The organism is Actinotalea sp. JY-7885 (genome assembly GCF_014525465.1).
In the GTDB taxonomy this organism is placed as follows: domain Bacteria; phylum Actinomycetota; class Actinomycetes; order Actinomycetales; family Cellulomonadaceae; genus Actinotalea.
Genome location: NZ_JACEXH010000079.1, coordinates 1 through 15,522 on the forward strand (window position 1 = coordinate 1; position 15,522 = coordinate 15,522).

At 73.8% G+C, this 15,522-nt stretch carries 13 protein-coding genes and 1 pseudogene; 11 read left to right on the forward strand and 3 right to left on the reverse strand.

Translation table 11 applies throughout. From position 1 onward, the window contains the following. On the forward strand, positions 1-1,072 hold a 1,072-nt coding region (locus tag IDM29_RS09055; protein WP_255500080.1), incomplete at its 5' end, for a thiamine pyrophosphate-dependent enzyme. Positions 1,073-1,113: 41 nt separating this feature from the next. Here the strand turns inward: IDM29_RS09055 and IDM29_RS09060 are convergent. Both IDM29_RS09060 and IDM29_RS17775 read right to left on the reverse strand, forming a co-directional pair. Continuing rightward, complete coding sequence (locus tag IDM29_RS09060; protein WP_188037435.1) at positions 1,114-2,607, reverse strand: MATE family efflux transporter; 1,494 nt, start codon at positions 2,605-2,607, stop codon at positions 1,114-1,116. A 366-nt stretch (positions 2,608-2,973) separates the two neighbouring features. Continuing rightward, a pseudogene (locus tag IDM29_RS17775) lies at positions 2,974-3,150 on the reverse strand (DUF4440 domain-containing protein); the annotation flags it as partial. Between the two features lie 114 nt (positions 3,151-3,264). Here IDM29_RS17775 and IDM29_RS09065 point away from each other — a divergent pair. After that, complete coding sequence (locus tag IDM29_RS09065) at positions 3,265-4,608, forward strand: S1C family serine protease (RefSeq protein ID WP_255500081.1); 1,344 nt, start codon at positions 3,265-3,267, stop codon at positions 4,606-4,608. Positions 4,609-4,736: 128 nt separating this feature from the next. Here the strand turns inward: IDM29_RS09065 and IDM29_RS09070 are convergent, their stop codons facing one another. Then, positions 4,737-6,077: an isochorismate synthase MenF gene (locus IDM29_RS09070; RefSeq protein WP_188037437.1), complete on the reverse strand. Its 1,341-nt coding sequence runs from the start codon at positions 6,075-6,077 to the stop codon at positions 4,737-4,739. A gap of 73 nt (positions 6,078-6,150) precedes the next feature. Here IDM29_RS09070 and IDM29_RS09075 point away from each other — a divergent pair, with 73 nt between their 5' ends. The 9 genes from IDM29_RS09075 to IDM29_RS09115 form a co-directional block, all read left to right on the forward strand. Continuing rightward, a complete protein-coding gene (locus tag IDM29_RS09075) occupies positions 6,151-6,843 on the forward strand; it encodes a demethylmenaquinone methyltransferase (RefSeq protein WP_182112107.1) in 693 nt (230 codons plus the stop codon). Between the two features lie 114 nt (positions 6,844-6,957). After that, entirely contained in the window at positions 6,958-8,256 is a 1,299-nt protein-coding gene (locus tag IDM29_RS09080) for a geranylgeranyl reductase family protein (protein ID WP_182112106.1), read from the forward strand. A 52-nt stretch (positions 8,257-8,308) separates the two neighbouring features. After that, positions 8,309-8,671: an NADH-quinone oxidoreductase subunit A gene (locus IDM29_RS09085; protein ID WP_182112105.1), complete on the forward strand. Its 363-nt coding sequence runs from the start codon at positions 8,309-8,311 to the stop codon at positions 8,669-8,671. 96 nt (positions 8,672-8,767) lie between these two features. Next, positions 8,768-9,319, forward strand: coding sequence for an NADH-quinone oxidoreductase subunit B family protein (locus tag IDM29_RS09090; protein WP_182112104.1), 552 nt, complete (start codon positions 8,768-8,770; stop codon positions 9,317-9,319). Between the two features lie 107 nt (positions 9,320-9,426). Next, complete coding sequence (locus IDM29_RS09095) at positions 9,427-10,188, forward strand: NADH-quinone oxidoreductase subunit C (RefSeq protein WP_182114293.1); 762 nt, start codon at positions 9,427-9,429, stop codon at positions 10,186-10,188. Beyond that, a complete protein-coding gene (locus tag IDM29_RS09100; RefSeq protein ID WP_182112103.1) occupies positions 10,188-11,537 on the forward strand; it encodes an NADH-quinone oxidoreductase subunit D in 1,350 nt (449 codons plus the stop codon). The genes IDM29_RS09095 and IDM29_RS09100 overlap by 1 nt, the downstream gene beginning before the upstream one ends. Further along, positions 11,537-12,373, forward strand: coding sequence for an NADH-quinone oxidoreductase subunit NuoE (nuoE, locus tag IDM29_RS09105; protein WP_188037438.1), 837 nt, complete (start codon positions 11,537-11,539; stop codon positions 12,371-12,373). The genes IDM29_RS09100 and nuoE overlap by 1 nt, the downstream gene beginning before the upstream one ends. Next, positions 12,373-13,734, forward strand: coding sequence for an NADH-quinone oxidoreductase subunit NuoF (gene nuoF / locus IDM29_RS09110; protein ID WP_182112101.1), 1,362 nt, complete (start codon positions 12,373-12,375; stop codon positions 13,732-13,734). The genes nuoE and nuoF overlap by 1 nt, the downstream gene beginning before the upstream one ends. After that, on the forward strand, positions 13,731-15,522 hold a 1,792-nt coding region (locus IDM29_RS09115), incomplete at its 3' end, for an NADH-quinone oxidoreductase subunit G (RefSeq protein WP_188037439.1). The genes nuoF and IDM29_RS09115, both read left to right, overlap by 4 nt.

The window sequence follows — 15,522 nt, forward strand, 5'->3', positions numbered from 1 at the left end:
TGCCGCACCCGCCGACACGGCACGACGCGCGGGCGGCGTGCCGACCGTCGTCGTCGCGGGGGACGGGGCCGGGCCGCTGGCGCGCCGGGTCGCGGAGGCGAACGACTGGCCGCTGCTCGCCGAGCCGTCGTCGGGCGCGCGCGGCGGACCGAACGCGGTCGTCGCCTACCGGCTGCTGCTCCCGGAGCCCGACCTGGGGGGCGCCGTGCGGCGCGTCGTCGTCCTCGGCCGGCCGACGCTGTCGCGTCCCGTGCAGCAGCTGCTCGGGCGGGCCGACGTCGAGGTCCTCGTCGTGGCACCCGAGGGCGAGCTGTGGCCGGACGCCATGCGGTCGGCCGACCAGGTCCTCACCGAGGTGCCACCGCTCCTGCTCGCCGGGGGACTCGAGGGCGACGTCGCATGGCTCAGCCGCTGGCGGCGCGCCGGGTCGAGCGCCGCGGCGGCCGTGCGCGGGGTCCTCGACGCGGCACCGGCGCTGACGGGGCCCGCGGTCGCCACCCTGGTCGCCGGCGCCACCGGCGACGTGCTGGTCGTGGGGTCGAGCAACCCCGTGCGCGACCTGGACCTCGTGGCCGACTGGGACGAGCCGCCGGTCGTGCTCGCGAACCGCGGCCTCGCCGGCATCGACGGGACGCTCTCGACCGCCGCGGGCGTCGCGCTCGGCCTCGGCCGGCCCGTCCGCGCCTACGTCGGGGACCTGACGTTCCTGCACGACGTCGGCGGGCTGCTCGTGGGCTCGCTCGAGCGTCGGGCCGACCTGCAGGTGGTGGTCGCCAACGACGACGGCGGGTCGATCTTCGCCTCGCTCGAGCACGGCGCGCCCGAGCACGCCCGGGCGTTCGAGCGCGTCTTCGCCACCCCGCACGGCGCCGACCTCGGCGCCCTGTGCGCGGGCTACGGCGTGCGCCACGTCCGGGTCACCGACGCCGCGGGGCTGCGCGCGGCGCTCGCGGCGGGGCCGCGGCCCGGTGCCGGCACCGAGGTGGTCGAGGTGGTGGTCGACCGTGCCGGCCGCCGTGCCCTGGGCGACGCCCTCGCGGCGGCCGTCCGCGGCGCCGTCGCGGACGGCTGACCCGGTCCGTCGCGCCGTGGACGTGACGGACCGGCGTGGTGTCAGCGCGACCCGGTGGCGTCCTCGCGGAGGTCCTGGTCGGCGTGCGCGTGGTCGTGGTGCCCGACCGCCTCGACGTCGGGGACGACGGTCTCCATCACGACGGAGCCCTCGTGCGGGCCGTCCATGACGAGGACGTCGGGGGCGAGCCCGCCGACGACGACGCGCTCCGTCGCCAGGCTGCGGTGCGCGCGCACGTAGGCCGGCACGAGCAGCGCGACGGCGCCGAGCCATGCCAGCGGGTTCGCCCAGATGACGCCGGTGAACCCGAAGGCCGCGCCCAGCACGACGGCGGCGCCCACGCGCATCACGAGCTCGAGCACGCCGGTGGCCGTCGGCACGAGCGTGCGCCCGAGGCCCTGCAGCGCGCCGCGCAGGACGAACAGCACGCCCAGGAACGCGTACAGCACCCCGTTGACCATGAGGAACTGGGCCGCCATCGCGACGACCCGCTCCTCGCCCTCGCCCACGAAGAGGGCGACGATCGCCGAGCCGCCGGTCACGAGGACGGCGCCGAGGGCGACGGAGCCGGCCACCGACATCCAGACGGCCTGCACGACGCCGGTCCGGATCCGGTCGGGCCGCCCGGCGCCGTGGTTCTGGGCCACGAAGGTCGAGACGGCCAGGCCCAGCGACTGCAGCAGGGCGACGGCGAGCCCGTCGACGCGTGCCGCCGTCGTGTAGGCGGCGACCGCGTCGGGGCCGAGCTGGTTGAGGCGCACCTGCACCGCCAGGGTGCCGATCGCGATGATCGACATCTGGAAGCCCATGGGCACGCCGATGCGCAGGTGGCGGCCGAGCTCCGCACGGTCGATACGCCAGTCCGCGCGGCCCACGTGCAGCACCGGCACGCGCAGGCGGACGTAGCCGAGGCACAGCGCGACGGAGACGCCCTGCGAGATGACCGTCGCGAGCGCGGCGCCGCCGACGCCCATGCCGATGACCGGGACGAGGAGGAGCACGAGGGCGATGTTCAGCAGGCAGCTGATCGCGAGGAAGACGAGCGGCGTCCGCGAGTCCCCGATGGCGCGGATGATCGCCGAGAGGTAGTTGAAGAACATCAGCGTGCTGCCGCCGAGGAACATGACCACCGTGAACTCGGTCGCCTCGGCGAGCAGCGGCTCCGGGGTCCGGAGCAGGCGCAGGGCGGGCTCGGCGATGACGGGTGCGCCGGCCGTCAGGGCGATGCTCCCGATGCCCGACAGGATGGTGCCCGCGACCACCGACCGGCGGACCGCGGCCGCGTCACCGGCGCCGAACGCCTGCGCGGTCGGGATGGCGAAGCCGCTGGTCATGCCCCACGTGAAGCCGAGCATCAGGAAGGTGAGCGCGCCGGTCGCGCCGACCGCGGCCAGCGCGTCGACGCCCAGCACGCGCCCGACCACGATGGCGTCGGCGACGTGGTAGAGCTGCTGGACGACGTTGCCGATGAGCAGCGGTACGGCGAAGACGAGGATGACGTGCCAGGGGCGGCCGGTGGTCAGCACCTTGGGCATGGGGGAGAGCTCCCGAACAGGGACGGGCGGGCGAGCCGGGGGGCGGGCGCGCGGACGGAGCAGGGGCACGCTGGGGACGGCCGTGCGGAGGGGGGTCGTGACATGCGGCCGTCCGGTCACCCGAGGCGCGTCGCACCGAGAATCGTAACGATGCGATCGGCATGATCCGACACGTGATGAGGGCATGGCGCTGTTCGTCCCGTCACAGCGCCAAGCGGCCGCCGCCGCCCCCGCCCTCGCGCCGCCTGCGCCCGCCCGCCGTCGCTCGTGGGTGACCGTGGTCTGCTGGTAGAGCGCCAGCCGGGGCCGACCGTCGACGACCGTGTAGACGCTCGTCATCAACGCGGTGAACGGTTCACCCTGGCCGGGTCTCGACGCAGATGCTCGATAGACGAGAGCCGCGCTCGTCTCACCGATCGCGATGTGCTGAGCCTCCTCGATCGAGTAGGAGGACCATGCGGGAGACCCGTTGAGGGTGGCCGCGACGGTGGATCGGTCGAGGACCATCCCGTTCACGAGCACCATGACGGCGCTCTCGGTCATGAGGTCGCCGTAGGGGATCCGGACCGTCGCCGACTCCCAGGAAACTCCCAGGCACGCCCCAGCGGTGCCCGAGGTTGGCGCGGTCTCATGGATCCAACGACCGAGGGAGGACCCATGACGACACCACAGCAGCACCCCGAGCCCCGCGCCGACCAGACGGCGCCCCAGGCCCCCCAGACCCAGGCCCCGCACACGCCGTCGCGGCCCGTCACCACGCGCCCCGGCTGGTGGCCGGTCGTCGGCGTCGCCGCCGGCACGGCGCTCGTCGCGAGCCTGGCGACGTTCGGCGTCACCGCGGCGCTGGACGACGACGGCTCCGCCGCCCGGCCCGCCTCGGTGGCGAGCCTCGGCCGCGACGAGTCGTCCACGACCGTCCCCGTCGCGGGCTCCTCGTCGCAGGACCCGGACTGGCAGGCGGTGGCCGACGCCGTCCGCGACTCCGTGGTGGCGATCGACGTCCGCACCCAGAGCGGCAGCGGCACCGGCTCCGGTGTCGTGGTCGACGCGGAGGGCCACGTGCTCACCAACGACCACGTCGTCGGTGACGCGGTGGACGGCGGCCTGCGCGTGACGCTCGCGGACGGTCGCGTCTACGAGGCCACGATCGTCGGCCTCGACCCGACGACCGACCTCGCCGTCATCCAGATCCAGGGCGCCCCGGACGACCTGGTCCCCGCCGTCCTCGGCGACTCGGACGAGCTCGTCGTCGGTGAGGGCGTCATGGCCGTCGGCAACCCCCTCGGCCTGGACAGCACCGTGACGACCGGCATCGTCTCCGCGCTCGACCGACCCGTCTCGACGACCGGCGGCGACGACGAGACGGTCGTGACGAACGCGATCCAGATCGACGCCGCGGTCAACCCGGGCAACAGCGGTGGTCCGCTGTTCAACGCCTCGGGCGAGGTCGTCGGCATCACGTCCTCGATCGCCACGCTCTCGAGCGGCGGCCAGGGCGGCTCCATCGGCCTCGGCTTCGCGATCCCCGCGAACCTCGCCGACCGCATCGGCGCCGAGCTCATCGAGGACGGCACCGCCGAGCACGCCTTCCTGGGTGTCGCGCTCAGCGACGGCACCGCCACGGCCGAGGACGTCACGCGCCGCGGTGCGGTGGTGGAGCAGGTGACGGCCGGTTCCCCCGCGGCCGACGCCGAGCTCGCCACCGGCGACGTCGTCGTGGCGATCGACGGTCAGCCGGTCAGCGGCGCCGAGTCGCTCACGGCCTTCGTCCGCGCGCTCCCGGCCGGCACCGAGGTCACCCTGACGGTGGTGCGCGACGGCGAGGCGCTCGACGTCCCGCTCACCCTCGCGACGCGCGAGGAGAAGTCGGCCACGCCGAACCAGGAGCAGGAGCAGGAGCAGGGCGACCGCGACCGCCGGCCCCGCGGCGACCTCTTCGACCGCCGCTCCGGCTCGCAGGGCGAGCAGGGCGGCCAGAGCGAGCAGGGACAGCGCGGCTGACGAGCCCGCACGACTGACGCGATCGGCTCAGGCCGACCACGGACCGGCCCGGCCCGACGTTCCCCCCGACGTCGGGCCGGGCCCTCGCGCGTCTCGGGGGAGCCGGCGCCGGCCGGCGAGGCGTGCGCTCAGCCGTCGCCGAGCGCGTGCCGCATCGGCTCGAGCTTGGCCTCGGACTCGGCCAGCTCGGCGGCCGGCTCGGACGCCGCGACGATGCCGCAGCCGGCGAACAGGCGCAGGCGGTGCGGGTCGTCCGGGTCGAGCTCCGCCGAGCGCAGCGCGATGCCCCACTCGCCGTCGCCGTCCGTGCCGACCCAGCCCACCGGACCGGCGTAGCGGCCGCGGTCCATGCCCTCGATCCGGTCGATCAGCTCGCAGGCCGCCGCGGTCGGCGTCCCGGCCACGGCCGCGGTGGGGTGCAGCGCCGCGGCGAGCGCGAGGCTGGACGGCGGGCCGTCCTCGCCGTCGGTCCGCAGCACGGCGGTCACGTCCGTGGCCAGGTGCAGCACGTTCGGCAGGTGCAGCACGTACGGCGTCTCGGGCACGTTGGCGGACGAGCAGAACGGCTCCAGCGCGTGGGTGAGCGACTCCACCGCGTACTCGTGCTCCTCCAGGTCCTTGGAGGAGTGCGCGAGCGTCGCCGCGCGCGTCAGGTCGGCCGCGTCGTCGCCCGTGCGCCGGATGGTCCCCGCGAGCACGCGTGAGGTGACCAGCCCTTTCTCGCTGCGCAGCAGCAGCTCGGGCGTCGCGCCGACGATGCCGTCCACGGCGAACGTCCAGCACGACGGGTAGTCGGCCGCGAGGCGGCGCAGCACCCAGCGCTGGTCGAGCGGCTCCGTCGTGCGGGCGACGACGTCGCGCGCGAGCACGACCTTGTCCAGCTCGCCCGCGCGGATCCGCTCCACGGCCTGGGCGACCGCCTCCTGCCAGTCCTCGCTCGCGAGCGCCCCGTCGGTGTAGCGGACGGGCCCCGGCGCCGCGGCGGGGGCCAGCGGGCGGGGCCGCACCGTCCCGGGCGCCGCGCCGACGTCGATCGTCGTCACCCACGCCGTGCCTCCCCGGCGGCCGACCACGACGGCGGGCACCACGAGCGTGCTCGCCGCGCGCGAGCCGGCGGCGAAGGCGAAGGAGCCGAACGCGACCGGTCCGGTCCCCGGGACGCGCACCTCGTCGCGCACCACCGCGTGCGCCGCGGCCGTGCGCCAGGCGGCCTCCGCCAGCGCGAACCGGTCGGGTCCGTACGACGTCGTGCGTGCCACCTCGCCCCACGCGACGAGGCCGTCGCCGCGCCGCAGCCAGCTGAGGCCGCCCTCGGCGGGAAGGAGCGCGGTGAGGTCGTCGGGCAGGGTGTCGGCGTCGACCCGGACCGTCCGCGCGACGAGGGGCTGGGGGAGGGTGGCGGCGGTCCCGGCGGGGGTGTGCGGCGTCGCGTCGTCGCCCGCACGGGCTGCGCGCAGGTCGGGGCTCATCGCCCCCCAGCGTATGCCGCGCGGCCGGTGCCGCCCGCCGCGGCGACCCCGGCGACCTGAGAGGATGTCCGCCATGCCCCGCGCCAGCCTGGACAAGCAGCCGCACGAGGTCGCCGCGATGTTCGACCACATCGCGCGGCGGTACGACCTCACCAACGACGTCATCTCGCTGGGCCAGGACCGCCGGTGGCGCACGGCCACCATCCGCGCGGTCGACGCGTGGCCGGGCGACGTCGTGCTCGACCTCGCGGCCGGCACGGGCACGTCGAGCGAGCCGTTCGACGCCGCGGGCGTGCGCGTGGTCCCGTGCGACTTCTCGGTCGGGATGCTCGAGGTCGGCAAGCGCCGCCGCCCGGACCTGCCGTTCACGGCGGGCGACGCGACGCGCCTGCCGTTCGCGGACGCGTCCTTCGACGCGGTGACGATCTCCTTCGGCCTGCGCAACGTCGTCGACACGCGCGCGGCGCTGACCGAGATGCTGCGCGTGACCAAGCCGGGCGGCCGCGTCGTGGTGTGCGAGTTCTCGCGGCCCACGTTCGCGCCGTTCCGCACCGTGTACCTGGAGTACCTCATGCGGGCCCTGCCGCCCGTCGCGCGCGCGGTGTCGAAGGAGCCGGACGCCTACGTCTACCTCGCCGAGTCGATCCAGGAGTGGCCGGACCAGGACGCCCTCGGCCGCCTCATGCGCGAGGCGGGCTGGGCCGACGTGGCCTACCGCAACCTCACGGGCGGCGTCGTCGCGCTCCACCGCGCGACGCGGCCGTAGGGACCCTCCGGGCCCGACCCGGCAAGCAAGGTAAGCCTTCGCAGACACGGTCTCGGGCGGTAGTTAGACTGGGCCGACCGGTTAGTGAATCCCTTCACAAAGACGAGGCAGGGCGTGGGGACGCAGCGCGAGCACGATGACGCAGACGTCATCGTCGTCGGCGCAGGTCCGGCCGGATCCACCGCCGCCTACTACCTCGCGGTCGCGGGCCTCGACGTCCTCGTGCTGGAGAAGACCGCGTTCCCCCGCGAGAAGGTCTGCGGCGACGGCTTCACGCCGCGCTCCGTGCGCGAGCTCGTCGCGATGGGCGTGCCCATGCGCGAGGAGGACGGCTGGATCCGCAACAAGGGCCTGCGCGTCTACGGGGGCGGGCACCGCATCGAGCTGCCCTGGCCGGAGACGGACACGTTCCCGAGCTACGGCGTGAGCCGCACCCGCAAGGACTTCGACGACACGCTCGCCCGTCACGCCCGCGCCGCCGGCGCGACGATCGTCGAGCAGATGAACGTCACGGGCCCGGTGCTGCACGAGCGCACGGGCCGCGTGGTCGGCGTCACCGCCCGCCCCGTCGACGCCGCCGGCCGCCGCGCGGGTGACGAGGTCACGTACCGCGCGCCCGTGGTCATCGCCGCCGACGGCGTCTCGGCCCGCCTCGCGCTCGCGCTCGGCATCGAGAAGAACCCGAACCGCCCCATGGGCGTCGCCGTGCGGACGTACTACCAGACGCCCCGGCACGACGACGACTGGATGGAGAGCTGGCTCGAGCTCTGGGACGGCAAGCCCGGGGAGTCGAACCTGCTGCCGGGCTACGGCTGGATCTTCGGGCTCGGCGACGGGACCGCGAACGTGGGCCTCGGCAGCGTCAGCTCCCGCGCCACCGCCACGAAGATCGACTACAAGGACCTCCTGCAGCGCTGGGTCGCGAACACCCCCGCCGAGTGGGGCTTCACGCCCGAGAACCAGGTGGGTCCCGTGCGCAGCGCGGCGCTGCCGATGGGCTTCAACCGCAAGCCGCACTACACGCGCGGGCTCATGCTCGTGGGCGACGCGGGCGGCATGGTCAGCCCGTTCAACGGCGAGGGCATCGCGTACGCGATGCAGGCCGCCCGTCGCGCCGCCGAGGTCGTCGCGCAGGCGCACTCGCGCGGCACGGCCGCCGAGCGCGAGCGCACGCTCGCCAGCTACCCGCGGATCATGTCGGACGAGCTCGGCGGCTACTACACGCTCGGCCGCGTCTTCGTGAAGCTCATCGAGCACCCCGAGGTCATGCGCGTGTGCACGCGCTACGGCCTGCCGCGGCCCGCGCTGATGCGCCTCGTCCTCAAGCTGCTCTCCGACGTGTGGGAGCCTCGCGGGGGCGACCTGTCCGACCGCTTCATCCACGCACTGACCCGGATTGCGCCGGCCGCATGAGCGCACGAGACTCAGCGGAGGCTGCGACCGTCCCGCCGCACCGGAGGGCACGATGACCAACCCGTACATCCCGATCCTGGCCCTCATGGGCGTCGCCGCGGTCCTCGCCCTCGGTGGCGTCGGCGCGAGCGCGATCATCGGGCCGAAGCGCTACAACCGCGCCAAGCTCGAGGCCTACGAGTGCGGCATCGACCCGACGCCGGGCGCCGTCGGCGGCGGTCGCTTCCCGATCAAGTACTACCTCGTCGCGATGACCTTCATCATCTTCGACATCGAGGTCGTGTTCATGTACCCCTGGGCCGTCGCGTTCCAGGAGCTCGCCATGTTCGGCGTGATCGCCATGATGACGTTCCTCGTCCTGATCACCGTGCCGTTCGTCTACGAGTGGCGCCGCGGCGGGTTCGAGTGGGACTGAGCCCCGACCGGGCCGGCGGAGCACCGACCGCCCGACCGCTGACCGTCGCACGGCCCCGGGCCGCCGCGAACCGAGCTGACTGAGAGGAGGGGAGCCATGGGCATCGAAGAGGCACCGTCCGGCTTCCTGCTGGCCTCCATCGAGGACCTCGCGGGGTTGATCCGCAAGGCGTCGCTGTGGCCGGTGACGTTCGGCCTGGCCTGCTGCGCCATCGAGATGATGGCCGCCGGCACGGCGCGCTACGACCTCTCGCGCTTCGGCATGGAGGTCTTCCGCGCGTCGCCGCGCCAGGCCGACCTCATGATCGTCGCCGGGCGCGTCAGCCAGAAGATGGCCCCCGTCGTGCGCCAGGTCTACGACCAGATGTCGGAGCCCAAGTGGGTGCTCTCGATGGGCGTGTGCGCGTCCTCGGGCGGCATGTTCAACAACTACGCCATCGTCCAGGGTGTCGACCACATCGTCCCGGTGGACATCTACCTGCCCGGCTGCCCGCCGCGTCCGGAGATGCTCATCAACGCGATCCTCGCCCTGCACGAGCAGATCCAGTCGTCGCCGCTCGGCGTCAACCGCGAGGAGGCGGCGCGCGCCGCCGAGGCCGCGGCGCTCGAGGCCACGCCGACGTCGCAGATGAAGGGCCTCCTGCGGTGACCGACGCCCCGAAGGACCAGCACGTGACCGGCGACACCGCCTCGGCCCAGGCCGGCGCGTCCCAGGTCGCGAAGGACGCGGCGGCCGGCGTGAAGGGCACGCCCGTCGTGGGCACCGCGTCCCCCGAGACCGCGCAGAAGGCGACCGAGACCGCGCAGGAGGGTGCCGGGCAGAACCTGGCGGCCCCGGCGGGTGCGGCCACGCCGCAGCTCGAGATCATCGCCGTCCGGGAGGGCATGTTCGGCCCCCAGGACTCCGGCGACACGTCCGGCTTCGGCGGCCTGGTCAAGACGATCGCCATGCCCGGCCCGAGCGAGCGTCCCTACGGCTCGTACTTCGACGAGGTCGTCGACATCCTCGCCGAGGTGCTCGAGGAGGGCGGCACGCCCTTCGACGCGGCGATCGAGAAGGTCGTCGTCGACCGCGACGAGCTGACGCTGTACGTCCACCGCGAGCACATCGTCACGGTCTGCCAGGCGCTGCGCGACGACCAGGACCTGCGGTTCGAGCTCGGCCTCGGCGTCTCGGGCGTGCACTACCCGCACGACACGGGCCGCGAGCTGCACGCCGTCTACCAGCTGCGCTCGGTCACGCACTCGCGCAAGGTGCGGCTCGAGGTCGCGGTGAGCGAGGCGGACCCGCACATCCCGTCGAGCGTCCCGGTCTACCCGGGCCACGACTGGCACGAGCGCGAGACCTGGGACTTCTTCGGCATCGTCTTCGACGGCCACCCGGGCCTGGCCCGGATCGAGATGCCGGACGACTGGCCCGGCCACCCCCAGCGCAAGGACTACCCGCTCGGCGGGATCCCGGTGCAGTACAAGGGCGCGAGCATCCCGCCGCCCGACGAGCGGAGGTCGTACAGCTGATGGCTACGTCCACACCCCACGCGAGCCCGCACATCGTCGACGGCTCGACCGACGGCATCCCGAGCTTCGAGGCGTCCGGCGGCGACTGGTCCGACATCGCCGAGGAGGCCGCTCGCCTCGGCGAGGAGCGCATCGTCGTCAACATGGGCCCGCAGCACCCGTCCACGCACGGCGTGCTGCGCCTCATGCTCGAGATCGACGGCGAGACGGTCACCGAGGCCCGCTGCGGCATCGGCTACCTGCACACCGGCATCGAGAAGAACATGGAGTACCGCACCTGGGTGCAGGGCCCCACGTTCTGCACGCGCATGGACTACCTGGCGAACATGTTCCAGGAGACGGCGTACTGCCTCGCGGTCGAGAAGCTGCTCGGCATCACGGACGACATCCCGGAGCGCGCCACCGTCATCCGCGTGATGATGATGGAGCTCCAGCGCGTCTCGTCCCACCTCGTCTGCCTCGCGACGGGCGGCAACGAGCTCGGCGCCACGACGATCATGATCCTGGGCTTCACCGCCCGCGAGGAGATCCTCAAGATCTTCGAGCTGGTCACGGGCCTGCGGATGAACATGGCCTACGTGCGCCCGGGCGGCGTCGCGCAGGACCTGCCGCCGGGCGCGCTCGACGCGGTCCGCGAGGCGATCCCCGTCGTCAAGGACTACATCGCCCAGCTCGGCGACCTCATGCTGGCCAACCCCATCTACCGGGCGCGCACGGTCGGCATCGGCCACCTCGGCCTCGCCGGCTGCATGGCGCTGGGCATCACCGGTCCGGTGCTGCGCTCCGCCGGTCTGCCGTACGACGTGCGCAAGGCCGAGCCGTACTGCGGCTACGAGACGTACGACTTCGACGTCCCGACGTCGACCGACGCCGACTCCTACTCGCGGACCGTGCTGCGGATCGAGGAGTGCTACCAGTCGCTGCGCATCATCGAGCAGTGCGCCGACCGCCTCCAGGCCATGGGCCCGGGGCCGGTCATGGTCGCCGACAAGAAGATCGCGTGGCCGGCGCAGCTGGCCATCGGCTCGGACGGCATGGGCAACTCGCTCGACCACATCAAGGAGATCATGGGCACCTCCATGGAGGCCCTGATCCACCACTTCAAGCTCGTCACCGAGGGCTTCCGCGTCCCGGCGGGGCAGGTGTTCCAGACCGTCGAGCACCCGCGCGGCGAGCAGGGCGTGCACCTCGTCTCCGACGGCGGCACCAGGCCGTACCGGGTCCACTTCCGGGACCCGTCCTTCAACAACCTCCAGGCCGTGTCGCTGATGTGCGAGGGCGGCCAGGTGGCCGACGTCGTCGTCGCGGTGGCGGCGCTCGACCCAGTGCTGGGAGGGGTGGACCGCTGATGACCACCACCGCGTACGAGCCCTACGAGGGCGCCAAGCTCGAGCGGATGACGGCCGACGCCGCCGCCGCGACGGCCCGCTACCCGGACGCCCGGTCGGCGCTGCTGCCGCTGCTGCACCTCGTGCAGTCGGAGGACGGCTACGTCAGCCCCGACGGCATCGCGTTCTGCGCGCGGACGCTGGGCCTGTCGACGGCCGAGGTGTCCGCCGTCGCGACCTTCTACACGCAGTACAAGCGCCACCCCAACGGCGAGTACACGGTCGGCGTGTGCACCAACACGCTGTGCGCGGTCATGGGCGGCGACGCGATCTTCGACGAGCTGTCGGACCACCTCGGCGTGGGTCACGACGAGACGACCGACGACGGCAAGATCACGCTCGAGCGCGTCGAGTGCAACGCGGCGTGCGACTACGCGCCCGTGATGATGGTCAACTGGGAGTTCTTCGACAACCAGACCCCGGGCTCCGCCAAGGAGGTCGTCGACCGGCTGCGTGCCGGCGACGAGGTCGCGCCCACGCGCGGTGCCTCGTCGGTGTGCTCGTTCAAGCAGATGTCCCGCGTCCTGGCGGGGTTCAGCGACGGCCGCGCGGACGAGGGCGTCGGCGCGGGTCCCGCGACGCTCGCGGGCACGGTCCTGGCACGCGAGCAGGGCTGGACGGCGCCCCCGGTGGGCACCGACGCGGACGCCGCCGACGACGCCGGGGCGCAGGCCGTCGGTGCGGGCGCGACGTCGATGACGGCCGGCCGGGCGTCCAGCACGGACACGCCGTCGGCCCCGCCGGCGGGCGGCACGGCCGACACCCCGACCGGCCGCGAGCCGAGCAAGGAGGCGTGATGGCCACCACCCTGAGCCCGGTGCTCTCCGCGCACTGGGACGCCGAGCGGTCCTGGTCGCTGGCGACCTACGAGGCGAACGGCGGCTACGCCGGCCTGCGCAAGGCCCTGACGATGGAGCCGGGCGACGTCGTCTCGGCCGTCAAGGACTCCGGCCTGCGCGGCCGCGGCGGCGCCGGCTTCCCCACGGGGCTGAAGTGGAGCTTCCTGCCCGCGCCCGACGGCGGGCCGCGCTACCTCGTGGTCAACGCCGACGAGTCCGAGCCGGGCACCTGCAAGGACGTCCCGCTCATGCTCGCGAACCCGCAGTCCCTGGTGGAGGGCGTGGCGATCACGTCCTTCGCGATCGGCTGCCACCACGCGTTCATCTACGTGCGCGGCGAGGTGCTGCACGTCTACCGGCGCCTGCTGCGCGCGGTCGAGGAGGCCTACGCCAAGGGCTACCTCGGCAAGGACGTCATGGGCAGCGGCTACGACCTCGAGGTCACGGTCCACGCCGGTGCGGGCGCCTACATCTGCGGCGAGGAGACGGCGCTGCTCGACTCGCTCGAGGGACGCCGCGGCCAGCCGCGCCTCAAGCCGCCGTTCCCCGCCGTCGCCGGCCTGTACGCGCGTCCGACGGTGGTCAACAACGTCGAGTCCATCGCGTCCGTCCCGTCGATCATCGCGAACGGGGTGGAGTGGTTCCGCTCCATGGGCACCGAGAAGTCGGCGGGCTACGGCCTGTTCTCGCTCTCGGGGCACGTCGAGCGCCCCGGCCAGTACGAGGCCCCGCTCGGCATCACGCTGCGCGAGCTCCTCGAGATGGCGGGCGGCGTCCGCGCCGGCCACGAGCTGAAGTTCTGGACCCCCGGCGGGTCCTCGACGCCGCTGTTCACCGCGGAGCACCTCGACGTCCCGCTCGACTACGAGTCGGTCGGTGCGGCCGGCTCGATGCTCGGCACGCGCGCGCTGCAGATCTTCGACGACACGACCTGCGTCGTGCGCGCCATCACGCGGTGGGCCGAGTTCTACGCGCACGAGTCGTGCGGCAAGTGCACGCCGTGCCGCGAGGGCACCTACTGGATGAAGCAGATCCTGGCCCGGCTCGAGGCCGGCACGGGCACGATGGAGGACCTCGACACCCTCCTCGACGTCTGCGACAACATCCTCGGGCGGTCGTTCTGCGCGCTGGGTGACGGGGCGACCTCGACGGTGACGTCGGGCATCGCGCTGTTCCGCGAGGAGTTCGAGGCCCACGTCACCGGCGGCCGCTGCCCGTACGACCCGGCCGCCTCCGCCCTCTTCGAGTACGCGCCGCGCCGCGGGCAGGCCGACGTGCACGCCCTGTCCGGAGTGACCGCGGGAACGGTAGGAGCATGACCACGAGCACCCAGCAGACCGGCCCGGGCGGCGCGGCCGCCTCGCAGCCGCCCGCGGTCCCGCCGGTGACGCTGACCATCGACGACGTCGAGGTCTCCGTGCCGAAGGGCACCCTGGTGATCCGCGCGGCCGAGGAGCTCGGCATCGCGATCCCGCGGTTCTGCGACCACCCGCTGCTGCAGCCCGTCGGGGCGTGCCGGCAGTGCCTGGTCGAGGTCCACACGCCCGACCGCGAGGGCAACCTGCGGCCGATGCCCAAGCCGCAGGCCTCCTGCACGCTCGAGGCGACGCCGGGCATGGTCGTGCGGACGCAGCGCACCTCCGCGATCGCGGACAAGGCGCAGCACGGCAACCTCGAGTTCCTGCTCATCAACCACCCGCTGGACTGCCCGACCTGCGACAAGGGCGGTGAGTGCCCGCTGCAGAACCAGACGATGAGCAACGGGTACGGCACCAGCCGGTTCCACGACGTCAAGCGCGTCTTCCCCAAGCCGCTGGCCATCTCCACCGAGATCCTGCTCGACCGGGACCGCTGCGTGCTGTGCCAGCGCTGCACGCGGTTCTCGGACGAGATCGCGGGCGACCCCTTCATCGACCTGCAGCAGCGCGGCGTGCGCCAGCAGATCGGTGTCTTCGACCCGGCCGTGCTGGGCTTCGAGGGCGCGGAGCGCGTCGAGACGTACCGCGGGGTGCAGCCGGACGGCACGCCCCTGCCGGTCGCCGTCGGCCAGCCGGCCGTGGACCCGCGCGGCCCCGTCGGCCAGGCCACGCTCGACGTGTCCGGCCGGGCGTTCTCGTCGTACTACTCGGGCAACACGATCCAGATCTGCCCCGTCGGCGCGCTGACCAACGCCGCCTACCGCTTCCGGGCGCGGCCGTTCGACCTCGTCTCGACGCCCGGCGTCTCGGAGCACGACAGCAGCGGCGCGGCGATCCGCGTGGACCACCGCCGGGGCGTCGTCCTGCGCCGGCTCGCCGCCGAGGACGCCGCGGTCAACGAGGAGTGGATCACCGACAAGGACCGCTTCGCGTTCACCTGGCAGGGCATGCCGGACCGGCTGACGGTCCCGCTCGTGCGCGACCGCGCCGAGGACGGGACGCCCGGCGAGCTGCGCCCGGCGAGCTGGGCGGAGGCCCTCGAGGTCGCCGCCGAGGGTCTGGCCGCGGCGCGTGCCGCGGGCGGCGTCGGCGTGCTGCCCGGCGGTCGGCTGCCCATCGAGGACGCGTACGCCTACGCGAAGTTCGCGCGCGTCGCCCTCGGCACCAACGACGTCGACCACCGCGCCCGCCCGCACTCCGCGGAGGAGGAGGCGTTCCTCGCCCACCGCGTCGCGGGGACGCGCATGGACGTCACCTTCGCGGACCTCGAGTCGGCGCCCACGACCCTCCTCGTGGCGTTCGAGCCCGAGGACGAGGGCGGCATCGTCTTCCTGCGCCTGCGCAAGGGCGTGCAGAAGAACCGCACGAAGGTCTTCTCGATCGCGCCCCTGGCGAGCCGGGCGCTGGAGCGCCTCGACGCCACGTGGCTGGCGGCGGCCCCGGGCACCGAGCCCGAGGTGCTGGACGCCCTGGCCGAGGCCGGCGGCGGGAGCGACGCGCTGGCGGCGGCCGCCGCGGCCCTCGACGCCTCGTCGGTCATCCTCGTCGGCGAGCGCCTCGCGACGGTGCCGGGCGGCCTCAGCGCCGTCCTGCGGCTCGCGGAGCGCACGGGCGCGCGGCTCGCGTGGATCCCGCGTCGCGCCGGTGAGCGCGGCGGCGTCGAGATGGGGACCCTGCCGGGCCTGCTGC